A 22,490-nucleotide genomic window follows, 5' to 3' on the forward strand; every position below is an offset into this window, starting at 1 on the left:
TAAAGGATATAGACAGCCTGTCATCGGATTACTTTATATCGCGACGATACTGAAAAAGGCATTTCGACAGGTTCGTTAAAAGTAACTTTGTTAAAATTAATTTCTGTCTTAATTTCTTGGCGGCCGTCAGAAATGATCATTTTTAAAAGCATCGGAAATTCCTGTCCCGAAGCCAAAGCATATTCGCCATAATTAGCTTCCAATAATTGTTTCTTTGAAAGTTGGGCTAATCTAAATTGATAAGGCCTATTGTTATTATTCAACCTATACAAAAAATCCAACTCATTGAGTTTACCGTCCAACTGAACCGACATTGAATCCTGCTTAAAGTTTACCTGATCAATATCAGATAAGAGATCCACAGACAGATTTGCCAGCAATAAGTCTTGTAAGTTTCCAAACGTCAGATCGGAACTGGCGAAACGGTATAGATAATCAAAAGGCTTAACCATATATTCACTTTGAAACTTATTGAGGATCTGAACACTGTCTGGAGTTATTAGAACACGTGCCACTTCGATACCCAATGTAGCAGAAATGGAAATCCAGATTCGCTTATCCTTCTCTATTCTAATAGTTGAATTGACGTCATAATTGTCCTTTCCCAAATCAAGCCTCATTTTAGCCTTTCCCGAAAAAGTCGAATAATCCAAATTGTTCAAAAAAAGATGGCGTAAACTATTTTTCTTTGCCTCTCTGGTATTATCCTTTATCGTCAATTCGTTTTGAGCCCTCAGCTCAGCTTCTTTCAGCATCCTCTTCTTCGAACTACAGGAAGAGAGCAAAACCATTACAGCACAAGCCCAAACAATTTTATTCCACATAACTTTTTGTGTCAATCTTCTTTTTCAATTTCAGCTTATTATCATCCGAATCCACTCCCTTTTCCAAAGCCAAAGTCCATTGTTTAACGGCATCGCTTTTTTTCCCTAACTTAAACAGAATATCACCATAATGTTCCAGCAACACCGAAGTTTGTGGGATAGTATTTTTTAATGCCTTTTGAATCCAAACCAATGCTTCGTCATATTTTCCATCGGCAAATAGCACCCAAGCATAAGTATCCTCAAACGTACCATTATTGGGTTGCAAATCTGTTGCCATAGCAGCATATTTCGTAGCCTCATCAAGTCGTTCCTTTCTTAACGACAAATAGTAGGCTAAATTGTTCATTGCTGTCACATTTGTACTATCGAGTCGGATAGCTTCCATGTACGCTGCGTCGGAGGCTTTATACATTTTGAGCGAGTTATAAATATCACCCAATCCGCCATAGATATTTGCCTGTAAGAATGGAGATTCCTCCTGTGCATTATTCAATGCTGCTTCCATAAACTTCCGACTATTTTCCATATCCTTCTTCATCAGATAAGCCATACTGGTAAAATAGAGTATTGTAGCGTTATTGGGCACATAATGCAAAGCCTCTCCACCATGAGCGATTGCCTGATCAAATTCACCTTTATCCATATCCAAGCTCATTAACATTCGCCAGGCATCGATCTGATAGGGGTTCATACTAACCGCTACTGCCAAAGAGCTTTGGGCAGCAGTTTTATCATCTTTTAGCCATAGTACCTGTCCTTTTGCCATATGGCTTTCAGCAATCCGCGGATGAACCTCCACCAGGATATTAGCCAGTTCGAGTAATTGATCCGGTGTATAAGGCCCCTTGGGATTTAATAAAGTCATTATTATCCGATTTTTATCAGCAAAGTCTATCTTTTTAGACTGAAACCCCTGTTTGAGCGCATCAAGGGATAACTTGAGCTTTTTATCAAATCGATATAGATCGGCTAAGTCAAAATAGAGAAAGTCTTCTTTTGTGGTGAGAATTCCTTTATTGATATATTCCAGTGCTAACTTCGAGTTTTTGGAAAGATTATACGCTTGTGCCAGCTGACCATACACCTGGGCTAAAGAAGTCCCTTTATCTGCCCAGGGCTTTAAAAGCTCTATGACACTTTTATAATTGCCCGCATCATTCAACAAGACACTACCGACCATATCCAACGTATCTGAAGAACCAGCAATTTCTTTAGTTTTATAAAAGTACTCTAAAGCCACATCTTTATATCCGCCATTAAAAAGAAGCATGATGCGTTCTCGTTTAAGCGACGCGGTGTTATTATCGTCCTGATCAATCAGCTTATCAAGATAAATCAATGCACTGTCTGCATCATTTTTACTTTTAAATGCGTCGACCGCGAAACTCAGATATTCTGGCTTAGACTGAATATCCAGCGCTTGCTTAATGGCTTGAATCGCTCCATCCTGATTTCTCATCTGAGCAAGAAGAATCGCTTTAGTAAAATAGATATCGTCTGCCTGCGGAAAGTCTGCGATGATAGCGTCAAGAGAATCCATACCCGGTCCAATTTTGCCTTGCTTCAATATCTCTTGCACATTTTTAAATCGGGCATCATATGGTTTTGTTTTCCTATCTTGTGATTGCGCGTGCAATGAATTCACGACCAAAAGGAACACGCCAATAAAACTTAAAAATCGTTCATTCAAAAAATTAAATCTCATCTACTTCCGCTAAATAATTAAAAATTTGTTCCTGCAATATACTAACTAATGTAACAATATTCATTCGAGGTAGTTGTAAAAATATTGAGATTAGCGGGTGGTGTAATAAATTCGACTCGTATTCAGCAAAATAAGTAAAATAGATTTTAAAATATAGAATATTAGATGTACCTTTGCAGACCCTTGAGATAAGGGAAAGAAAAATTTTTTAATAAATTATTTAAACAAAAGCAAGTGAATACGTTAAGTTACAAAACTGTCTCTGCCAACAAGAACACCGTTAACAAAGAGTGGATCGTTGTTGACGCTGAAGGAGAGATTTTGGGGCGTTTGGCGAGCAACATCGCGAAAGTAATTCGTGGTAAGCACAAGCCTACATTCACCCCACACGTAGACTGTGGAGATAACGTGATTGTTATCAATGCAGACAAAATCAAATTGACCGGAAACAAATTAGGTGACAAAGTTTACGTACGCTACACTGGATATCCAGGTGGTCAGCGTTTTGTTTCTCCTAAAGAGTTAATGGCTAAATTCCCTGAGCGCATCATTGAAAAAGCTGTTCGTGGTATGCTTCCTAAAAACCGTTTAGGTCGTCAATTGTTTAAGAACCTTTACGTTTATGCTGGTACTGAGCACAAGCATGAAGCACAAAATCCAAAACCAGTTAAATTTTAAGGAGAATCGACATGTCAACAACTAATACTTCAGGAAGAAGAAAAACTGCTGTTGCCCGCATTTACTTAACTGCTGGTAGCGGAAACATAATCATAAACGGTAAAGACTACAAAGAGTATTTCCCAACATTACCTTTGCAATACATCGCTACTCAATCTTTGAACGTAGCTGGTGAATTAGCAAACTTTGATGTAAAAGTAAACGTTAACGGAGGTGGTGTTAAAGGTCAAGCAGAAGCTGTTCGCTTAGCGATCGCAAAAGCATTGGTTGAGCTTAACCCAGAAGTTAAACCTGCATTACGTGCTAAAGGTTTAGTAACGCGTGATGACCGTATGGTTGAGCGTAAGAAACCAGGACGTCGTAAAGCTCGTAGAAGATTCCAATTCAGTAAACGTTAATCAAAGGAGGATCAAAAAATGGCAAGAACTACTTATCAAGATTTATTGGATGCAGGTGTGCACTTTGGTCACCTTACACGTAAATGGGATCCGAAAATGGCTAAGTACATTTTCATGGAGCGCAACGGTATCCACATCATTGACTTGAACAAAACACTTACGAAGTTAGAAGAAGCTGCATCAGCTATCAAACAAATCGTAAAATCAGGTCGCAAAGTTTTATTCGTAGCTACGAAAAAACAAGCAAAAGAGATCATCGCACAACAAGCAAAAGAGGTTAACATGCCTTTCGTGACTGAGCGTTGGTTAGGTGGTATGCTTACAAACTTCGCTACAGTTCGTAAGTCTATCAAAAAAATGTCTAACATTGACAAAATGCAAAAAGATGGTACTTACGATGTATTGTCTAAAAAAGAGAAGTTGATGATTCAACGTGAGCGTATCAAATTAGAAAATCTTTTAGGAGGTATCGCTGATTTGAACCGTTTGCCAGCTGCTTTATTCATCATCGATGTGAAAAAAGAACACATCGCTGTTTCTGAAGCAATGAAATTGAACATCCCTACTTTTGCAATGGTAGATACAAACTCTGATCCTTCGAACATTGATTTCCCAATCCCTGCAAACGATGACGCTAGCAAATCTATTAGCTTAATCGCAGGTATCATTGGTCAAGCAATCCAAGAAGGTTTGGACGAGCGCAAACGCGACAAAGAAGAAGAAGCTGAAAAAGATGCTGCTGCTGCTAAAGCAAAAGCTGATAATGGTGAAGCTTCAGAAGCTAAACGTCCTCGCAAAGCGAAAGACGGAGAATAATATTTTTATTCCAAACCGGATGGCGTAGCGTTAGTTTCTGGAAAAGTTTACTTTTCTTGAACTAGCCTATCTGTCCGGTTTTTTGTTTAACAGAACCCGTTTAGTAAGAATGTTAAACTTCATATTAGCTTAACCTTTTTTAAGTTAATATTGTACAAATTTTAGTCGTAAATAATAACAAAAAGAAATAAACATGTCAGTACAAATTTCTGCATCAGATGTAAACAAATTGCGTCAACAAACTGGCGCTGGTATGATGGATTGTAAAAAAGCTTTGGTTGAGTCTAATGGTGACTTTGAAGCTGCTGTAGATTACTTGCGTAAAAAAGGCGCTAAAGTAGCTGCTAGCCGTCAGGATCGCGACTCTAACGAAGGTGTTATCATCGCTAAAGCTACTGCTGATGGCAAATCAGGTATTGTAGTTGAAGTTAACTGTGAAACTGACTTCGTAGCTAAAAACGCAGACTTCGTAGCCTTCGCTGAAAAAATTGCAGATATCGCATTAAACAATAAACCTGCTTCTTTGGAAGAATTAAAAGGTTTGGAACTTGATGGCAAAAATATCGCTGATTCTTTAATCGAGCAAACTGGTGTCATTGGTGAGAAAATTGACGTTTCTAAATACGAAACAATCACTGCTGAAAAAGTTATCGCTTATATTCATGGTAACTACCGTTTAGGTGTATTGGTTGGTCTTTCTGCTGATGCAGCTGGTGCTGAAGAAGCTGGTAAAGATGTGGCAATGCAAATTGCTGCAATGAACCCTATTGCAATTGATAAAGACGGTGTTGATCAAAACACAATCGAGCGTGAAATCGCTATTGCAAAAGAACAAATCATCGCTGAAGGAAAACCAGCTGAAATGGCTGAAAAAATTGCTCAAGGTAAATTGAACAAATTCTTCAAAGATACAACCTTGTTAAACCAAGAGTTTGTAAAAGATTCTTCTAAAAACATCGCGCAATTCTTAGATTCTGTTTCTAAAGGATTGACTGTAACTGCTTTCAAACGCGTACAATTAGGCGCATAAGCATATTTCCATGCTATTCTATTATTAGAAATGGAAACATTTTAAAACAGGGGCTATTCATCGAGTAGCCCCTGTTTTTATTTATATCTCCTCCATCCAGTTCCCAACTGTTATCGCTTAAATCCATTTTTATTTTATTTCTAAATTTTATGTAACTTAAGGACACATAAAAAACTGACAGCATATGGGCATGTTAAAGGAGAACGCACTAAAAGGAAAGCGAATATTAATCACGGGTGGTGGCACAGGGCTAGGAAAAGCGATGACAGATTACTTTCTTGAGCTTGGAGCCTCTTGTCTGATTACAAGTCGCAAAGAGGATATTATACAACAGACAGCAAAAGAATTATCAGAAAAACATCAGGCAAAATGTCTTGCTGTGGCGGGGGATGTTCGCAATTATGATGATGTTGAACACGTCGTTTCCTATGGATATGAGCATTTCGGTGGAATAGATATTCTCATAAATAATGCCGCTGGAAATTTTATCTCCCCTACCGAACGTTTAAGCCATCGAGCCTTTGAATCTGTCATTGGAATTGTCCTTCAAGGGAGTATAAATTATACCCTCGCGCTGGGAAAAAGGTGGATCTCGCAAAATGAACAAAATAAGGCTGTACTGAGTATTGTCACAACCTATGCGTGGACTGGATCTGGATATGTAGTACCATCTGCAACTGCCAAGGCTGGAGTTCTAGCACTCACCCGTTCGCTAGCTGTGGAATGGGGAAAAAAAGGGATACGACTAAACGCTATCGCACCAGGCCCATTTCAAACCTCCGGAGCCATGGAACGCTTGTTGCCTGGTGAATTGGGCCAACTTCTCTCCCCAACCAAACGTATCCCTTTGGGTCGCTTGGGTGAACTACAGGAACTTGCTAATCTCGCGGCCTATTTAGTATCTGACTACGCAAGTTATATCAATGGTGATGTCATTACTATAGATGGTGGAGAGTGGCTTAAAGGAGCAGGAGAGTTTAATGGTTTGGATATTATTCCCGAAGATCAATGGGATTCTATTGAAAAGATGACCCGAAACGCAAAAAGCACCTAATAATATTTTAAGAACAACAAATGATTTACACTTTATCGTGGATGTAAATTCATAATTGTTGCATTACAACAAAAGGAAAAATTAAGTGTTTATTCTATTTTTCTTAGGTTTGTAGTTGGTATTTATTCAGCAGCATCGTACATATGACGGATTTATCTTTCGCTTCTCAGAAAATCAAGCAAAAACAAAAAATAGAACTAAATAAAACAGGCTTTGATTTCGCTTTAGTATATATACTGGAGGGATCGGTCCTGTCTAAAGAAAATAAGTTGAAATTTTCAAAAGGAAATTTACTCTTTTTGAATAAGACCTGTGAAACACTTGAAACTAAGAAAGATGCAATGGTATTCGTCCTCTATTTTTCCAGTTCCTATTTTAAAGATCTTCATTTTATACAGCAAAATTTCAGACTTTCTTACAGTCCGGTGGAAATTTTCAATTCGAAGACATTTTTAAATAGGAGCCTATCGCTGAAGAAAGAAAATAAAAAATTGACGGAGCAGGTATTCGGCCTAATACATCAATATGACCGTGAGGACGCAACGACTTCTATTTTCATATTCCACCAAATTATGTCTCTTTTTGCTTTAGTGGAAAATATTGTAAAAGACCTGGGCCTGCCTATTCATGCATCTTATGAAATGTCTCAAGAAATCGATCAATATATTCAGCAAAACATTTATTTTCCCGACAAATTACAAATTAAGTCAATCGCCGATCAGTTTCAAATTTCCGCTAATTATTTTGGTGCATTTTTTAAAAAGCGATATGCTGTGAGTTATAAGACGTATATCGATGATATTCGAATTAAACTTATCGAAGACAGGTTAGCTTCCAATACCTATAGCATGAAACAAATTGTAGAAGAACTTGGATTTAACGATGAGAGTCACTTGACTAATTTTTATAAGAAAAAACGAAATGTTACACCAAGCTCTTATAAGAGAGCTAAAAATAGCATTTGATAAGTTATCATGCTGAATTATACCATGGAGACTATAATTTGGACTAAGCTGAACGGCTTCTTCTAAAACTAACATGTTCTGCCCTTTTTAAATGAAACTTTATCTTTTTGGTATTCAACTGATATTCTGATAGCACTTGAGCCCCCACTTTGTCTAGTAAAATCCAAACTTTTTTTTATATGAACTGTTTTAATGATGAATAAAAATTAGCAGAATTATGTCAAAAAAAGAATATAGAAACGGGAAAGTTGAAGAAGACTATCCGGATAAAGAACAGGATCTTACTTTTAACAAAGACCTTGACAGTTATGAAATGGATGTCGACGGTAACGATCCAGATTATGCTCATCCGGCTGATTACGACACTATTGCAGAGGGTGCTGTTGATGATGATTCAACCTATGACAATTCAAATCCATTTGTGGGCGATGAATATGCTTCGAAAGATGAACTTCAGGGCGAAGACTTGGATCAGGCGAACATGCGAATTGAGACTTTTGATCATGAACGGTTATCTCCTTTAGACAAGAAATTAGCAGAGAATGAAGAAGATTTGAGAGATGATCTTGATGAAGAAGGATATCCTAAGAATGACAGATAGTTTCCGAAAAAAAAATCATTGTGAGGGACCAAAAGGTCCCTTTTTCTATTTTTGAAATAAGGATCTTTAATTTAAAAAATACAGATTATAACGATCTCAACAGTAACCATAACTCCCAATTTTTACGTAAGTTTACTTTGAAGATTGTTATCATATGGAAAGTATATTACCGCTCATCCGGATCGTTGACCTCAAAAAATCGTACGGAACGAAGGAAATTTTGAAAGGAATCAACCTCGACATATTTCCAGGCCAAGTGATCGGATATATTGGCCCAAATGGGGCAGGCAAATCCACCACTGTTAAAATATTGACAGGACTAATTGAAGATTTTACAGGCACTGTAGAAATTAATGGTATCAACATTCAAGAAGATCCATTGGCCGTGAAAACAATGTTAGGATATGTTCCCGAGAACGCTGAATTATATGAAGTACTGACTCCAATTGAATATTTAGATTTTGTAGGTAAGCTCTATGGAATGGAAAATAATAGTATTCTGGAACGTTCCTTAAAGTTATTGACTGCTTTTGGTCTTGAATCAAACGCGAATAATAGGATGGACACCTTCTCAAAAGGAATGCGTCAAAAAGTACTCTTGATCTCAGGAATTATTCACAACCCTCAAATTATTGTTCTGGATGAACCCTTATCTGGACTTGATGCGAATGCCGTTATTTTTGTTAAGGAACTTATTTCCTTACTTGCAAAAGAAGGAAAAACAATTTTCTACTGCTCCCATATGATGGATGTTGTCGAAAAAGTATCCGATCGGATTTTACTTATAAACCAGGGAAGCATTATTGCGGATGGTACAATTGAAGAGCTAAAAACAGAAGCTAACGAATCTTTGGAGCATATATTTGCAAAATTAACACATAATGGCAGCAACACATTGGATGTCTCCAATATCATTAGAGCAATTCAATAGCATGGAAAAACTCATCTTAAAGTTTATTCTTCTGTTTCCAGGGTTTTGGAAAAGCTTAGGCATTAATTTTGAACAGTTTAAGATCATCTTACAAACAAAAATCATTTTAGAGGACCGAAAACCTATTAGTTTTCGGAGACGTAGAAAGAATAAATCCTCCTCATCGTCTTCGATTTTACAATCTGTTGTGTATCTGATGATTGGCTTGGTATTCATGGTCATACTTGTGTCGATTCCAGATAGATATTTAGCTGTTTCTATCATGCTGCTCACCTTTATCAGTATGCTGAGTATTACATTGGTTACTGATTTTTCACCTCTATTATTAGATACCCGAGACCATTACATCATTTTGCCGCGACCAGTTAATGACAGGACCCTATCGATTGCACGATTAACTTTTATCGCAATAAAGCTGTCTAACCAAATAATTGCCCTAACCGCACCAGTACTTGTTTATGTATTATTTGATTGGCATATTACTTCAGTCCTTGTTTTATGTTTACAGCTTATTTTCAGCACCTTAGTCGCTCTCATCGGTGTCAACGGATTTTACCTGATCAGTATAAAATACCTGCCCATTCAAAAGTTTAAAGATGCTATTACTTATATACAGATAGGTCTCTCACTGGTTCTTTTCCTGTCCTATTATGTTGGCCCAAATCTGATTCAATCTATTGTACAATCTCATTTGACGATGGGACAGCTCCGATTTCTTTGGATATTTCCGAGTACATGGATTGCATCTTTTCAACCCTTGATCTTTGGAGACCAAAATTTACCGGTTATCATACTATCCATATTGGGGGCACTCACTCCCTTTGCAGGTATCTATGCCTGTATCAAGTTATTCTCTCGTGGATTTAATTCAAAAATAGCAGCATTGGCAAGCGCAGACAGCTACCCCAATGAAAATTTGCCTTTGAAGCAGAATCATGGATCTAAACAGCCTGTATATAAATGGATATCCGCGAAAGTATGTTCATCCGCAGTTGAAGAGGCAGGATTTGGCATTGTATGGCTGATAAGTGCTAAAACAAGAGAATTTAAACAACAGCTCTATCCTTCGTTGGCTTATTTGCCTATTTACTTTACTTTTTTATTTATACGTACTGGAGAAGAGCTCCCAATGGCGGACAAGATATTAAAAATTCGGGATTCGGGCCTGTATATTGTTATGTTCTATCTTTCATTACTCACCATGTTAACCGTTTTCCAGCTTATTACTCAAAGCAACAAGTATAAAGCAGCTTGGATCTATTATACGACTCCCATCCACAAGCCGGGACAGTTGATGACCGGTGTTCTTAAGGCTTGTCTCATTAAGTATGTTTTACCTTTTAACGTCCTGTTTTTATGTATCTGTATCCCCTTATTTGGTCTCAATTCAATTAATGATCTCCTATTATCTTCTGCAGTTGGCGGCATTGAAAGCATTTTGATTATGCTTTTTATGGTCAAAAACTACCCGTTTTCAAAAGCGAACCAATCCAATTCTAAAGCAATAACCAATTTATTCATCTTAGGTCTTTTGGGGATATTGGGCTTCTTACATAAAACAATCTTCCATTTCGAAACGCTAATTTGGATCTTAGCCGGACTCGGATGGATCATATTCTTTTTGATGTTAAAGTATTTAAAGAAAGAAGATTGGAAAAGCCTTGCTTATGACGACAATTGATAAAACTACAAATTGTCTACCATCAAGGAATAACACTTGAACAGGCATTTTTGCTGAAAACGCTCAATCTCATTAGCCGAACATCTCAAGAGGCAAGCAGTATTCAGAGGGCGTGAAAAAAATAACTATTATCCATAAGGCAATAAAAAGGGCTACACTTTCCTCTAGGCACCAAAATAAGGTATTTTGTAATAGAATGAGATATTTTTAATAAAAAAGCATCAACCTAAAGAGATTGATGCTTCTAGTAGCGGGGAGCAGAATCGAACTGCCGACCTTTGGGTTATGAATCCAACGCTCTAACCATCTGAGCTACCCCGCCGTTTCGGTATGCAAATATACCACTTCATGTGTCAATTCAAAAGATTTTTTTATTTTTTTACCAATTATCTGGTATAAAAACCGTCTTTTAAGCGCAACAAACTCATTTTTAACCAAGTAAATTTATTGTCTACAAAAAGTACATAACCTCTAAAACTTTGATCGTACCAAAAAGGTAATATTTATCAAAATAAGGAGTCAACTTTTCATAAAAAAACTTGCAATAACAAAATAAATATGTATTATTACAAATAATAAGTTTATGCAATAAAAAGCAACTTTGGAAGAGATTTGTAGCGGGGAGCAGAATCGAACTGCCGACCTTTGGGTTATGAATCCAACGCTCTAACCATCTGAGCTACCCCGCCATTTTGGGAATGCAAATATAGCTTATTTTTGATTTAAACAAACTAATATTAAAAAAAACATTTATATGGCAGATAAAATAAAATTCCAACTAGAATATATCATCAACTCTTCACCTAGAATTTTATTTCCGTATTTGCAAGAACCAAACGAATTGGCACAATGGTTTGCAGATGATGTAAACTATAAAGACACCGTTTATACTTTCATTTGGGATGATGAACCACACCGAGCAAAAATTGTAGCATCGAAAGAAAACAAATCTGTACGCTTTAAATGGCTCGATGATGATCCCTATTATTTCGATCTGGAGATCGACCAAGATGAACTAACAAATGATGTTGCTCTCAAAATAACTGATTTCGCTAAAGAAGAAGATCTTGAAAACAGAAAATTAATTTGGAAAAATTCAATAGTCTATCTTCAGAGTGTTATAGGTGCATAAAAAAAGCCTATCTTTGCAATATAATCCACCAAGGACTCCTAGGGGAGTTCTTTGGTGTAGAGATGCCTTAATGCAAAGGCATCGATTTGCTTAGCGTCACGGATGAAAAAAGTTCATTTACTTATTCTTCAAGCTTTCATAAAACCATTTATTGTCACATTTTTCATTGTGATGTTTGTGCTATTGATGCTTTTTCTATTCAAGTATATCGATGATTTGATTGGAAAAGGCTTCGAATGGTATACGATTATGGAGTTGATTGGCTATCAATGCGTTGTTCAAATTCAAATGGCAATGCCCTTATCCATGTTACTCTCCTCCATTATGACATTTGGAAATCTGGGTGAAAGCTATGAATTGGTTGCTATTAAGGCTGCGGGCGTATCTTTGCGCAAAGCGATGACTCCGCTATTTGTACTCGTCGGAATTTTCGCAACAAGTTCTTTTCTTTTCTCCGACTACATTCTTCCTGTAGTGAATCTGAAAATGGGGACATTACTTACAGATGTACGTAATAAAAAGGCCGATTTCCTTATCAAACCCGGAATATTTAACAATACTATCCCAGGTTACTCCATCCGCGCCCGGGGAAAAAACAAAACGGGAACAATTCTCTACGACTTGATGATCTACGATCACCGCGGTGGCAATACGGCCAATAATGTACTTATGGCAAAAGAAGGCTATATCTACAATTCTCCCGACAACAATTATATGATTCTTAAACTTAAGGATGGTATACGTTACGAAGAGGCACGGACTAAAAACTCCAAAACTTACGATCCACGGCAGCAATTTACGCGATTTAAATTCAAAGAAACTGAGCAAAAGTTTGATATGGGAAGCTTTCAACAGGGTAAAACAGATGAAAACCTGTTCAAGAGCCACCACGCCATGTTAAATTTGAAACAATTGGATATGTATATCGACTCGAACCATATTAAGTTAGATAGTATGGGAAGAGCAATTTCCCGGACATTAGATACGCGATATAATATTTACTCGAAATATTTTAGTGCCAATCAACCTGGACAGCCCAAAGTTAAAGAAGCTAAAATCAAGCCTTTTAAAAATCTGATTGCCGATCTTGTACCTCAAGAACAACGTTCACAGGTCACGATGAATGCACTAAACCAGTTGAATTATCTGAAGGAAGATCTGAATGGCCGTACGCTTGAATTTAAAGATTACAAATCGAAAGATATCCGCTACCGCATTGAGTGGCATCGCAAGTTTACCCTTGCTGTTTCCTGTCTTTTATTGTTTGCGATCGGAGCGCCACTTGGTGCTATTATCAGAAAGGGAGGGCTTGGTCTTCCTGTAGTTATGGCCATTATATTCTTTCTAATTTATCATATTATTTCGACGGTAGCAGAAAAAACGGCTAAAGATGGCGCGATATCATCAGGTATGGGTATGTGGATGGCGATCATTGTATTAACACCACTTGCTGCTTTTCTAACGTACAAATCGACAACAGATTCCGCTTTATTTGATATTGATCAATACAAGTTAAAAGTAGAAGCCGCGTGGAAATGGATAAAAGAAAAGTTTTCAAAAAAGAATAATTTAAAAGAATCACATTAGATTGTGACAGGGCTATTATAAATAAATTTAGATTCTACACTAACTTTGTATCAATTACAATATATCAATAAATGGATTTCAAATTAAACACGATCGAAGAAGCGATCGCTGATATACAAGCAGGAAAAGTAGTAATCGTAGTGGATGACGAAGACCGCGAAAATGAAGGAGACTTTGTCACTGCTGCTCGCAATGCCACTCCTGAAATCATAAACTTTATGGCCACTCACGGGCGCGGATTGGTATGTGCTCCGATAACGAAAGAAAGGGCAGATGCATTACACCTTGATCTCATGGTAGGTCAAAATACAGCGGTATACGAAACTAACTTTACTGTTTCCATTGACCTGCAGGGATATGGTTGTACTACAGGAATTTCAGCGTCAGACCGTTCGAAAACAATTAAAGCAATGATTGATCCTAATATTCATTACGAAGAATTAGGTAGGCCAGGTCATATTTTTCCCTTAATAGCAAAAGATGGCGGCGTATTACGTCGTACTGGTCATACAGAGGCTTCAGTTGACCTGGCTCGATTAGCAGGATTTGAACCTGCAGGTGTATTGGTTGAGATTTTAAAAGAAGACGGCGAAATGGCTAGGCTTCCCGAACTTCTGGAAGTTGCTAAAAAATTCGATTTAAAGATCGTAAGTATTGAAGATCTGATCGAGTACCGCCTTAAACACGACTCGCTGATCAATGAAGAAGTCACCGTTAATATGCCAACACAATATGGTGATTTTAAAATGAAAGCTTTTACGCAGAAAGATACTGGCGAACAGCATTTAGCGCTTTACAAAGGAGACTGGAATGAAGACGAGCCTATTTTAGTACGTGTGCATAGTTCTTGTGTTACAGGAGATATTTTTGGGTCTTGCCGATGCGATTGTGGCCCGCAGCTGCACAAAGCCATGGAAATGATCCAGCAGGAAGGTAAAGGTGTCATCGTGTATATGAATCAGGAAGGACGAGGTATCGGACTGATCAATAAATTACACGCATACAAATTGCAAGAAAATGGATTAGACACAGTAGATGCTAATGTACAGTTAGGATTTAAGGCCGATTTAAGAGACTATGGTGTAGGTGCACAGATCTTAAGAAATCTGGGGGTCACAAAAATGCGCCTTATGTCAAACAACCCTACGAAACGCGCGGGTTTGGTAGGTTATGGTCTTGAAGTTGTAGAAAATGTACCTATTGAAATAACGGCAAATCCATTTAACGAAGAATATCTAAAAACCAAACGGGATCGTATGGGGCATACGATCATGAAAAATTTATAAGAACAATCTCGAAAAAGCGGTATCTCAAAAAGTACCGCTTTTTTCACTCATATACGCCCTTGTCATAGTAACTCCTGCCTTTTTATGATCCTTTCATGGCAGTACTATCAATAAATAGCAGTAACTTCAACATATGGAACAACAAAGAAAACATATCATCTTTTTTGATGGGGATTGCTTGATTTGTAATCGCTTTGTTCAAATGCTATTAAGAATAGATCGTAAAAAAAAATTCTTATTTAGTTCCCTTCAGTCTGAATTTAGTAGGACCACGCTTAAAAACATCCCTAAAGACATTGATTCAATCGTTTATTTATCTTCTGAAGGTAGTTTTATCAAAAGTGAAGCTATTCTTAAAATCATTAAGCAATTGGGTTTCCCCTACACCATATGTTATTTACTGAAGATTTTACCCATTGGATGGAGAGATGCGATTTATGACTATTTTGCTAAAAACCGTTATCAATGGTTTGGCAAAAATGAGTCTTGTAAGATACCTTCAAAAGCTGAAAGAGAAAGATTCATTTGAACGTGAAATAAATTATTGAACAGAATTTCAGTTTGAGGTGTTTAAACTATACTTGTAACAATAAAATTTACATCGATGAAAAATAAACTTTTAATTGAGAATGCTTATATCAATGGGAAATTTATTACATCAAAACACACTTTTGACGTAATAAATCCTGCTACAGGAAAGATTATCGCTTCATTACCCGATTTGAAAGTGGCAGATTGCAGTAAGGCAATAGATGCTGCTCACAAAGCTTGGAAAAGCTGGAAAAATACAACTGTAGTGGAACGTTCTGATATCATCCGTAAATGGTACAATCTAATTCAAGAGCATAAGGACGATCTTGCAGAAATCATGACGTTGGAAAGTGGGAAACCACTAAGCGAATCTAAAGTTGAAGTGGATTATGGCAGTTCTTTCGTAGCGTGGTTTTCAGAAGAAGCAAAAAGAACCTACGGTGAAACGATACCTTCCCAGAAGAAAGGTAGCAGGATGATGACAATTAAACAGGGTGTAGGTGTGGTCGCGGCAATTACACCCTGGAATTTCCCTATAGCGATGGTAACCCGTAAAGTAGCGCCTGCTTTGGCCGCTGGTTGCACAGTGGTACTCAAACCAGCTTCACAAACACCGTTTTCAGCGATCGCATTAGCGAAACTTGCTGAAGAGGCAGGCGTTCCCAAGGGGGTGATTAATGTCATTACAGGAAAGGATAGCTCCGGGATAGGAAGAGAATTAGCGACGAACGATCTGGTGAGAAAGCTTTCTTTCACAGGATCTACCGAAGTAGGAAAAACGCTTATAGAACAATCAGCCTCGAACATCAAAAAAGTATCAATGGAGCTTGGCGGTAATGCCCCATTCCTAGTTTTTAACGATGCTGATATTGATGCTGCTGTAGAAGGTGCTCTCGCCGGTAAATTTAGAAATTCCGGGCAGACATGTGTATCGATTAATAGATTTCTTGTTCAAGAAGATGTTTACGATGAGTTTTCAATGAAACTTACCCAGTCCGTTAGTAAACTAAAGGTTGGCAATGGACTTGATAAAGGTGTCCAGGTCGGCCCACTCATCAATGCAAAAGGCTTAGAAAAAGTACAACATCATGTACAGGATGCCATAAATCACGGTGCCGAATTGGCTACTGGAGGTAATGTAATGAAAGGCCTATTTTTCCAGCCTACTGTGCTGACGAACATTCCAAAAGAAGCACTTATATTCAGAGAGGAGACCTTTGGCCCAGTCTGTGCCCTTTTTAGCTTTAAAACAGAAGAAGATGGCATAGCGATGGCCAACAATACTGAATTTGGTCTTGCCTCTTATTTCTATAGTACAAATGTCAATCGCTGTTTCCGGGTAGCTGAGCAACTTGAAGCCGGTATGGTCGGTGTCAATACAGGTCTTATTTCAAATGCGGCAGCACCTTTTGGTGGGGTAAAACAATCGGGAGTCGGTCGTGAAGGATCAAGACATGGCTTAGATGAATATATGGAATTAAAATATATCTGTTTCGGCGGAGAATAAAAAAGGAGCAAATTGCTCCTTTTTATTTTTTTAGAAAATCCAAAAGCTTTTCACGGGTTGAACTAAATGATAAGGCCTCCCCTACTTGCTCATAATTCTGCTTATCCAAACATGTTGGATAAGCATATTTAGCAAAGGTGAGCTTATTATCATCCCATATAAACAATTCCATTAAATCGGCAATTTCGGAAACACGAAGTTGCATGTTTTGTAACTCCCGAGCAGCTAACGCGAGTTTATCCTGATCATTTTCTTTCTGATTCAATAGGTCATTCAATCGGTTAGAATCTGTTTTAAGGAATACTTCTTTATCCGGTTGACCATTTCCTTCATCTTTAGCATTTCCATGAGGGCGATCTATCCCATTACGATAAATTTCGGATTCCTCCGGCTGCCTCTGTTTATCATTGCTCCTGTCATGATCATAGCCATTGCGATTATAGGCCGGCAATTCGCCACGACTTTCCGATTGTCTATATGGTTCATCATACTGTTCATCGTTATAGCTATCCTGATTATCATAACGTAAATCGTTACGATAATTACTATTGCCATAACGATCAATAGGTTGCATGGATTCTAAAATAATCCCCTTGTTTCCTCTTCTGTTACTGACAGAAAACACAACGTCCATAAATTGCCCATTTCTATCGACAAGTTGTATTCCGGTGCCATTTAATGTGCGGCGCTGCCGATCGGCAAACACAATACGCAAATTATAACTCCTATTCTTCAAATGAGATATTTTGACATCGCTTGAAGCTCTATTATTATACAAAATGTCATTAATATAAAGGAAAAAGGGTACATCTGCAGAGTAGATATTTAATGTACCGCCCAAAGACCTGTACCGTTGCGCAAAACCTGCTACTGCTACAATCAGCAACAAGAGCATAATTAGAATTTTTCTATACATAATCCTATGCTATTTATAATCCTTCGACTCTCAAGAATTACAAAGGATTAAGAACGTGTAGCATTTAACTTTTTCGCCCAACATTTTTGTTGCGATACTTTTTATAAAGCTTTACAGCCATCATCAGCGCAACTGATAAAATTAATAGTCCCAAAACGCCGAATATCCAATTCAGGGCCGATTTTAAAACTACTGTAAAAACGATCGCAAATAGTAAAACGGTAGCGAGTTCATTCCATAGCCTCAATTTTGTTGAAGACCAATTGGACGACTCACTTTGTAGTTGAAACATAATACGCTGGCAGGAGAAATGATAAAGTATCAATCCTAAAACGAAAGTGAGCTTGACATGCATCCAGCCCATCTTCAGCAAACCCGGATTCATATAAAGCATAACAAGTGCTGCGACTACAGTGAGGTACATTGCTGGAGTGGTTATAATCCACCACAACTTACTTTCCATTACAGTAAACTGCCTATGCAAAATTCCATATTCTTCCGCAGGCCTAGATTTAGCTTCCGTATGGTAGATGAAGAGTCGGACAATATAGAACAATCCAGCCATCCAACATACTACAAAGATAATGTGAACAGCTTTTGCATATAAATAGATCATAATTACAAAATTAAGAAAAGTTAAGAGCAATTGTCACCAACAACTATGATTTGTATAAATGTTACATCCAATATACAAAAGTAGACTATCCACGCGTGAGGTCAGACCTGGCGCAAAAAAAAAACGACTCGCTTTCGCAAGTCGTTCTATATAATTTAAGAGACCATACTTAATAGCGAAATTCTTTCACTACTTCAATGGCATATTTTACATTGTCAAATGGGATGTCTGGCATAATACCATGCCCCAAATTAAAGATAAACCCATTTTCACCTCGCATACGTTCAAACAGTTCTGTAATCTTCCTTTTGATTACGGCCTTATCAGCATACAAAACAAATGGATCTAAATTTCCTTGGACAGCGATCCCCTGTGGTAGGGATTGTTTTATATTTTTTAAATCTGCATTCCAATCAATAGATATCACATCAGGTTGCGCTTCGACCATCATCGGTGCAAAAACAGAGGACCCCTTACAAAATGAAATCACTGGAATGTTTTGACGGTTTAATCTTGAGATAATCTGTTTATTATAATAATGTGAGAAATCACGGTAATCATTCCATGATAAGGCCAAAGCCCAACTATCAAATAGTTGAATCGCATTAACACCTGCATCGATCTGCATGTTCAGATAGTCAACAGTAACATCGGCGATCTTTTGAAGAATCATATGTGCCAACTCAGGCTGATTATTCAACATCAATTTTGTTAACTTAAAATCTTTTGAAGAACCGCCTTCCACCAAATAACTTAAAATTGTAAACGGTGCTCCTGCAAATCCAATCAAAGGAATACGGCTATCAAGACGTTGCTGAATGACCTTTATTGCATCAGCAACATATTGCAATCTATCCAGACAGTTAACGGATAAAGCTTCTGCATCCTCTACAGAACGAATAGGATTAGAAAAACGAGGTCCTACACCTTGTTCAAAGGAAAGATCGCCGCCCATTGCTTCGGCAGTCACTAAAATATCAGAAAATAAAATAGCAGCGTCAATACCCAATAAATCAACTGGAAGCATAGTGACATCAGCGGCTATTTCGGGTGTTTTGCACATTTCCAGAAAGGAATATTTATTCTTGATATCCCAATATTCTTTCATAAAGCGCCCAGCTTGACGCATCATCCACACAGGAGGTCTCTCTGTCCGCTGCGAAAATGCAGCCCTAATCAATAAGTCGTTTTGTAAAGTAGTACTCACTATAAATGTTTTGAAATTTCGTTTTCTATTTTTGTAATAATGCTGTTCTGTCTAGCCGTCAGATGCAATTTATTGGCCACATCTGTATACGCTCTGGCTCTTTCGTAATCAAACTTTCTAAGTGCTATGTTTGCTAGATTAATCATAACCATGCCCTTTTCATTATCTTTTTTCCAAGGTAGACGTGATGCTAACTGGAAATGATATTCCGCTTCATCGACACGCTCTTCTTTCAGCGCAATATTTCCCATCATAAATTCATAGAAATTACGCCTACCTTTTCGCAACGCATCGGGGTTCTTAATTTCAGCCAGCATTTTTTTTGCTTTCTCATAATCTTGTCTGTGAAAAGCCTGTGTTGCCAGGAAAACAGACCCTTCTCTGAAATGGCTCCAAATCAAATAGCCTATTCCACCAGCTATCAAAACAGCGGTCTGATAATGACCATGATATACCCCATAGGCCAAAAATAATGCAGCGATAAAAATAACGGCTATTCTAGCCTTAATTGTCATCATCTCTTATTACCTAGGCATTATTGTCGGTAAACTTATAACCAACACCACGGATAGAATGAAAATAAATTGGGTGTTTTTGATCAGGCTCGAAATATTTCCGGAACGTCAAGATAAAATTATCGATTGTCCGTGTAGATGGATAAACATCATAGTTCCACACGGTCTCCAATATTTGCTCCCTTGATACCGCCTCATTACGTCTTTCAATCAACAGCTTTAACAACATAGTTTCCTTTTTCGTTAAAGACGTTATCGTACCATCCGCATGATGCAGCTCATACGAATTGAAATAGATCGTTTTATCTCCTATTTGATAAGAATTTAGTTCTTTCAAATCATCAGGCTTCATGCCGCGGCGAACTAAATTTCCAACACGCAGAATCAACTCTTCTAAGTTGAAAGGTTTCACCAAATAGTCATCTGCTCCTTTCTTAAGACCGGTGATCCGATCCTCACTGCTATTTTTGGCAGTTAAAAACATAATAGGAACTTCTGTATTTTGCAGTCGAATAGTTTCAGCAACTTGAAATCCATCAATTTCCGGAATCATCACATCCAAGACAACCAAGTTGAAACGCTCCTCCTTGAAGACTTTTAGTGCTTTTTTTCCATCGGTGGCCGTAGTGACACGGTAACCTTCCATTTCGAGATTTAACTTGATAGCTTCTAACAAGTGCTCTTCATCTTCGACAAGTAATATTCTTTGTTTACTTTGCATTTCTTTCAAATGTTACTTCAAAAATACTCCCTTTAGGAGTGTTATCTTTAACTTTAATGGTCGCGTCGTGTTTCTGCAACACGGTTTTCACGATATATAACCCCAAACCTGTGCCTTTGGTTTTCCGTGTAGCCTCACTGCCCACCCGATAAAACTTATTAAAGATAAGCTTTTTCTCTTCATCGCTGATACCAATACCATGGTCAGCAACAGAAAAAATTATTTTACTATTCTCCGTATATAATTTCACATCCACCATAGCACATGCGGGTGAATACTTAATCGCATTTTCAATCAGGTTAGTCACCACATTACTAATCGCAAACTTATCAGCATGAATAATAATATCCGCTTCCAAATAAGGTTTCAAAACTTGTGAACTGCACGAATTCTTTTGCAGCCTGTCAACGATCTGCTCTACCAAAGAAGTAAAATTAAAATCCTCTTTCGGCATACTATAATTGCGGCTATCCAATTTGGTGGTCATTAGCACATTTTCTACTAAATCATCCAAACGCTCGATATCCTTTAGTGAATTACGCAAGAACGTCTGCTGTTGTTCCTTATCCAAATCACGCCTCAAAATCGTTTGAATATACAGTTTGACCGAAGCCAAAGGTGATTTCAGTTCATGTGTAATGGCTAAAAGAAAGTTTTGCTGTTGCTGCAATAATTTCTGCTCTCTTTCCACGAGTCGTTTTAGCCGCCATGCTCCCCATAAGAAAATAATTAGGAAGAAAATCCCTTCTCCAATGATCATGTTCTGCTTGCTGGGGTCAAATCGAACAAACATCACCCCCCACCAAATCAATTGCATAACCGCATAAAACAATAGAAAATAAAAGAGTAACAGCGCTTTCTTCATGTGACAAAAATAGGTATTCAACTAGGTATTCGGAAATATCCGAAGGATTATGACACAAAGAAGAAAATTAAGCGATATGCAACATTAATAAAGCATTACTATACCCCTAATATATCTTCACTGCAACAGGCTTTCTAGCAATTTAACAATCAAATAACGGATAGTATTTCGTATTTCAGACGATTTTATTTTAGTTTTGCATATGTTTAATCAGGGAAAAAAAGACATTTTCTTCGATCTGGATCATACGATTTGGGATTTTGATAAAAATGCCGAAGAAAGTCTTCACGAGTTATATTTCAAATACAGGTTTGATCGCTTGTTTAATCAAGAGTCGTCCACCCGTTTTATAGAAACTTATACAATCAACAATCATCGGCTTTGGGGACTTTATCATCATGGAAAGATCTCAAAACCTGAACTCAGGACAGCACGGTTTGCCGATACCTTTACACAACTCGGTGTGGATCCCCAATTGTTTCCTGAGGAATTCGAATTAGAATATCTCGCTATCTGTCCCCAAAAAACAAACCTGTTTCCCAATGCTCATGAAACGCTTTCCTATCTAGGTGACAGCTATAATCTTCACTTGATATCCAATGGATTTAAAGAAGCGTGTGAAACAAAATTGGAAAAAAGCGACTTAAAAAAATATTTCAAACATATTTTTATTTCAGAGGTAGTCGGCATAAACAAACCGGATCCTCGAATATTTCAATTTGCAATGACGACAGCTTTTGCGCAACCTCAGCAGTCATTGATGATTGGAGATAACCTTGACGCCGATATACGTGGCGCTGTAAATGCCGGTATGGACGCCATTTTCTTTAATCCTGGTAACATCGAGAAGCCGGAAGATGTCACCCATATGATTGTCGATTTAAAAGAATTGCAATCGATACTTTAAAAAATAAGAAAAGC

At 37.7% G+C, this 22,490-nt stretch carries 23 protein-coding genes and 2 tRNA genes; 15 read left to right on the plus strand and 10 right to left on the minus strand.

The window, feature by feature from the left end; genetic code table 11:
• Positions 1 to 20: 20 nt before the first annotated feature.
• The gene (locus B2107_RS16135) at positions 21 to 824 is read right to left on the minus strand and encodes a DUF4292 domain-containing protein (RefSeq protein ID WP_293956684.1); all 804 of its coding nucleotides are present in this window, start codon (positions 822 to 824) and stop codon (positions 21 to 23) included.
• Positions 814 to 2,532, minus strand: coding sequence for a tetratricopeptide repeat protein (locus B2107_RS16140; protein WP_293956685.1), 1,719 nt, complete (start codon positions 2,530 to 2,532; stop codon positions 814 to 816). The genes B2107_RS16135 and B2107_RS16140 overlap by 11 nt, the downstream gene beginning before the upstream one ends.
• Positions 2,533 to 2,766: 234 nt before the next feature.
• Between B2107_RS16140 and rplM the strand changes: the two genes are divergently transcribed.
• The 9 genes from rplM (at position 2,767) to B2107_RS16185 (ending at position 10,686) form a co-directional block, all read left to right on the plus strand.
• The gene (rplM, locus tag B2107_RS16145) at positions 2,767 to 3,210 is read left to right on the plus strand and encodes a 50S ribosomal protein L13 (protein ID WP_046671993.1); all 444 of its coding nucleotides are present in this window, start codon (positions 2,767 to 2,769) and stop codon (positions 3,208 to 3,210) included.
• Positions 3,211 to 3,221: 11 nt separating this feature from the next.
• Positions 3,222 to 3,608: a 30S ribosomal protein S9 gene (gene rpsI / locus B2107_RS16150; protein WP_070563091.1), complete on the plus strand. Its 387-nt coding sequence runs from the start codon at positions 3,222 to 3,224 to the stop codon at positions 3,606 to 3,608.
• Between the two features lie 18 nt (positions 3,609 to 3,626).
• The gene (gene rpsB, locus B2107_RS16155; RefSeq protein WP_075994149.1) at positions 3,627 to 4,424 is read left to right on the plus strand and encodes a 30S ribosomal protein S2; all 798 of its coding nucleotides are present in this window, start codon (positions 3,627 to 3,629) and stop codon (positions 4,422 to 4,424) included.
• A 193-nt stretch (positions 4,425 to 4,617) separates the two neighbouring features.
• Positions 4,618 to 5,454: a translation elongation factor Ts gene (gene tsf / locus B2107_RS16160; protein WP_293956687.1), complete on the plus strand. Its 837-nt coding sequence runs from the start codon at positions 4,618 to 4,620 to the stop codon at positions 5,452 to 5,454.
• 190 nt (positions 5,455 to 5,644) lie between these two features.
• Positions 5,645 to 6,508, plus strand: a complete 864-nt coding sequence (locus tag B2107_RS16165) for an SDR family oxidoreductase (protein WP_293956739.1) — start codon at positions 5,645 to 5,647, stop codon at positions 6,506 to 6,508.
• A 143-nt stretch (positions 6,509 to 6,651) separates the two neighbouring features.
• Positions 6,652 to 7,473 carry a helix-turn-helix domain-containing protein gene (locus B2107_RS16170; protein ID WP_293956688.1) on the plus strand — a complete coding sequence of 274 codons (822 nt, stop codon included), beginning with the start codon at positions 6,652 to 6,654 and terminating at the stop codon, positions 7,471 to 7,473.
• 217 nt (positions 7,474 to 7,690) lie between these two features.
• The gene (locus B2107_RS16175) at positions 7,691 to 8,074 is read left to right on the plus strand and encodes a hypothetical protein (protein ID WP_209581447.1); all 384 of its coding nucleotides are present in this window, start codon (positions 7,691 to 7,693) and stop codon (positions 8,072 to 8,074) included.
• 154 nt (positions 8,075 to 8,228) lie between these two features.
• A complete protein-coding gene (locus tag B2107_RS16180; RefSeq protein ID WP_293956689.1) occupies positions 8,229 to 9,005 on the plus strand; it encodes an ABC transporter ATP-binding protein in 777 nt (258 codons plus the stop codon).
• Positions 8,956 to 10,686 carry a hypothetical protein gene (locus B2107_RS16185; protein WP_293956691.1) on the plus strand — a complete coding sequence of 577 codons (1,731 nt, stop codon included), beginning with the start codon at positions 8,956 to 8,958 and terminating at the stop codon, positions 10,684 to 10,686. The genes B2107_RS16180 and B2107_RS16185 overlap by 50 nt, the downstream gene beginning before the upstream one ends.
• 248 nt (positions 10,687 to 10,934) lie before the next feature.
• Here B2107_RS16185 and B2107_RS16190 read toward each other — a convergent pair.
• Positions 10,935 to 11,008 (minus strand) — tRNA-Met (locus B2107_RS16190).
• Between the two features lie 293 nt (positions 11,009 to 11,301).
• Positions 11,302 to 11,375 (minus strand) — tRNA-Met (locus B2107_RS16195).
• Positions 11,376 to 11,440: 65 nt separating this feature from the next.
• On the opposite strand from B2107_RS16195, the gene B2107_RS16200 reads away from it, so the two are divergent.
• The 5 genes from B2107_RS16200 to B2107_RS16220 all read left to right on the plus strand — a co-directional run bounded on the left by B2107_RS16200 (position 11,441) and on the right by B2107_RS16220 (position 16,729).
• The gene (locus B2107_RS16200; RefSeq protein ID WP_028070596.1) at positions 11,441 to 11,818 is read left to right on the plus strand and encodes an START-like domain-containing protein; all 378 of its coding nucleotides are present in this window, start codon (positions 11,441 to 11,443) and stop codon (positions 11,816 to 11,818) included.
• A 102-nt stretch (positions 11,819 to 11,920) separates the two neighbouring features.
• Complete coding sequence (locus B2107_RS16205) at positions 11,921 to 13,405, plus strand: LptF/LptG family permease (protein WP_293956692.1); 1,485 nt, start codon at positions 11,921 to 11,923, stop codon at positions 13,403 to 13,405.
• Positions 13,406 to 13,476: 71 nt separating this feature from the next.
• Positions 13,477 to 14,691, plus strand: coding sequence for a bifunctional 3,4-dihydroxy-2-butanone-4-phosphate synthase/GTP cyclohydrolase II (locus B2107_RS16210; protein ID WP_209581423.1), 1,215 nt, complete (start codon positions 13,477 to 13,479; stop codon positions 14,689 to 14,691).
• Positions 14,692 to 14,824: 133 nt separating this feature from the next.
• Complete coding sequence (locus tag B2107_RS16215; RefSeq protein ID WP_209581420.1) at positions 14,825 to 15,220, plus strand: thiol-disulfide oxidoreductase DCC family protein; 396 nt, start codon at positions 14,825 to 14,827, stop codon at positions 15,218 to 15,220.
• 75 nt (positions 15,221 to 15,295) lie between these two features.
• Positions 15,296 to 16,729 (plus strand): NAD-dependent succinate-semialdehyde dehydrogenase, encoded by a 1,434-nt coding sequence (locus tag B2107_RS16220; protein ID WP_209581415.1) that lies wholly within the window; start codon positions 15,296 to 15,298, stop codon positions 16,727 to 16,729.
• 22 nt (positions 16,730 to 16,751) lie between these two features.
• On the opposite strand, the gene B2107_RS16225 is transcribed toward B2107_RS16220, so the two are convergent.
• The 6 genes from B2107_RS16225 to B2107_RS16250 form a co-directional block, all read right to left on the minus strand.
• A complete protein-coding gene (locus B2107_RS16225; protein ID WP_293956693.1) occupies positions 16,752 to 17,645 on the minus strand; it encodes a DUF4476 domain-containing protein in 894 nt (297 codons plus the stop codon).
• Between the two features lie 64 nt (positions 17,646 to 17,709).
• Positions 17,710 to 18,261, minus strand: coding sequence for a protoporphyrinogen oxidase HemJ (hemJ, locus tag B2107_RS16230; RefSeq protein ID WP_209581411.1), 552 nt, complete (start codon positions 18,259 to 18,261; stop codon positions 17,710 to 17,712).
• Between the two features lie 169 nt (positions 18,262 to 18,430).
• Positions 18,431 to 19,468, minus strand: a complete 1,038-nt coding sequence (gene hemE, locus B2107_RS16235) for a uroporphyrinogen decarboxylase (RefSeq protein WP_293956694.1) — start codon at positions 19,466 to 19,468, stop codon at positions 18,431 to 18,433.
• A complete protein-coding gene (locus B2107_RS16240) occupies positions 19,468 to 19,986 on the minus strand; it encodes a hypothetical protein (RefSeq protein WP_293956695.1) in 519 nt (172 codons plus the stop codon). Before B2107_RS16240 ends, hemE begins: the two co-directional genes overlap by 1 nt.
• 10 nt (positions 19,987 to 19,996) lie before the next feature.
• A complete protein-coding gene (locus B2107_RS16245) occupies positions 19,997 to 20,704 on the minus strand; it encodes a response regulator transcription factor (RefSeq protein WP_070563139.1) in 708 nt (235 codons plus the stop codon).
• Entirely contained in the window at positions 20,694 to 21,569 is an 876-nt protein-coding gene (locus B2107_RS16250) for a sensor histidine kinase (protein WP_209581404.1), read from the minus strand. The genes B2107_RS16245 and B2107_RS16250 overlap by 11 nt, the downstream gene beginning before the upstream one ends.
• A gap of 202 nt (positions 21,570 to 21,771) precedes the next feature.
• On the opposite strand from B2107_RS16250, the gene B2107_RS16255 reads away from it, so the two are divergent.
• Complete coding sequence (locus B2107_RS16255; protein ID WP_293956696.1) at positions 21,772 to 22,476, plus strand: YjjG family noncanonical pyrimidine nucleotidase; 705 nt, start codon at positions 21,772 to 21,774, stop codon at positions 22,474 to 22,476.
• The last annotated feature ends 14 nt before the right edge of the window (positions 22,477 to 22,490 follow it).

The organism is Sphingobacterium sp. UBA7855, from assembly GCA_002500745.1.
Classification (GTDB): Bacteria; Bacteroidota; Bacteroidia; order Sphingobacteriales; family Sphingobacteriaceae; genus Sphingobacterium.

Excerpts from the sequence above, each read along its gene's own strand:
- B2107_RS16135 (WP_293956684.1), bottom strand. The coding sequence starts at position 824 with ATGTGGAATAAAATTGTTTGGGCTTGTGCTGTAATGGTTTTGCTCTCT.
- B2107_RS16140 (WP_293956685.1), bottom strand. The coding sequence starts at position 2,532 with ATGAGATTTAATTTTTTGAATGAACGATTTTTAAGTTTTATTGGCGTG.
- rpsI (WP_070563091.1), top strand. The coding sequence starts at position 3,222 with ATGTCAACAACTAATACTTCAGGAAGAAGAAAAACTGCTGTTGCCCGC.
- rpsB (WP_075994149.1), top strand. The coding sequence starts at position 3,627 with ATGGCAAGAACTACTTATCAAGATTTATTGGATGCAGGTGTGCACTTT.
- tsf (WP_293956687.1), top strand. The coding sequence starts at position 4,618 with ATGTCAGTACAAATTTCTGCATCAGATGTAAACAAATTGCGTCAACAA.
- B2107_RS16165 (WP_293956739.1), top strand. The coding sequence starts at position 5,645 with ATGTTAAAGGAGAACGCACTAAAAGGAAAGCGAATATTAATCACGGGT.
- B2107_RS16170 (WP_293956688.1), top strand. The coding sequence starts at position 6,652 with ATGACGGATTTATCTTTCGCTTCTCAGAAAATCAAGCAAAAACAAAAA.
- B2107_RS16175 (WP_209581447.1), top strand. The coding sequence starts at position 7,691 with ATGTCAAAAAAAGAATATAGAAACGGGAAAGTTGAAGAAGACTATCCG.
- B2107_RS16180 (WP_293956689.1), top strand. The coding sequence starts at position 8,229 with ATGGAAAGTATATTACCGCTCATCCGGATCGTTGACCTCAAAAAATCG.
- B2107_RS16185 (WP_293956691.1), top strand. The coding sequence starts at position 8,956 with ATGGCAGCAACACATTGGATGTCTCCAATATCATTAGAGCAATTCAAT.
- B2107_RS16200 (WP_028070596.1), top strand. The coding sequence starts at position 11,441 with ATGGCAGATAAAATAAAATTCCAACTAGAATATATCATCAACTCTTCA.
- B2107_RS16205 (WP_293956692.1), top strand. The coding sequence starts at position 11,921 with ATGAAAAAAGTTCATTTACTTATTCTTCAAGCTTTCATAAAACCATTT.
- B2107_RS16210 (WP_209581423.1), top strand. The coding sequence starts at position 13,477 with ATGGATTTCAAATTAAACACGATCGAAGAAGCGATCGCTGATATACAA.
- B2107_RS16215 (WP_209581420.1), top strand. The coding sequence starts at position 14,825 with ATGGAACAACAAAGAAAACATATCATCTTTTTTGATGGGGATTGCTTG.
- B2107_RS16220 (WP_209581415.1), top strand. The coding sequence starts at position 15,296 with ATGAAAAATAAACTTTTAATTGAGAATGCTTATATCAATGGGAAATTT.
- B2107_RS16225 (WP_293956693.1), bottom strand. The coding sequence starts at position 17,645 with ATGTATAGAAAAATTCTAATTATGCTCTTGTTGCTGATTGTAGCAGTA.
- hemJ (WP_209581411.1), bottom strand. The coding sequence starts at position 18,261 with ATGATCTATTTATATGCAAAAGCTGTTCACATTATCTTTGTAGTATGT.
- B2107_RS16240 (WP_293956695.1), bottom strand. The coding sequence starts at position 19,986 with ATGATGACAATTAAGGCTAGAATAGCCGTTATTTTTATCGCTGCATTA.
- B2107_RS16245 (WP_070563139.1), bottom strand. The coding sequence starts at position 20,704 with ATGCAAAGTAAACAAAGAATATTACTTGTCGAAGATGAAGAGCACTTG.
- B2107_RS16250 (WP_209581404.1), bottom strand. The coding sequence starts at position 21,569 with ATGAAGAAAGCGCTGTTACTCTTTTATTTTCTATTGTTTTATGCGGTT.
- B2107_RS16255 (WP_293956696.1), top strand. The coding sequence starts at position 21,772 with ATGTTTAATCAGGGAAAAAAAGACATTTTCTTCGATCTGGATCATACG.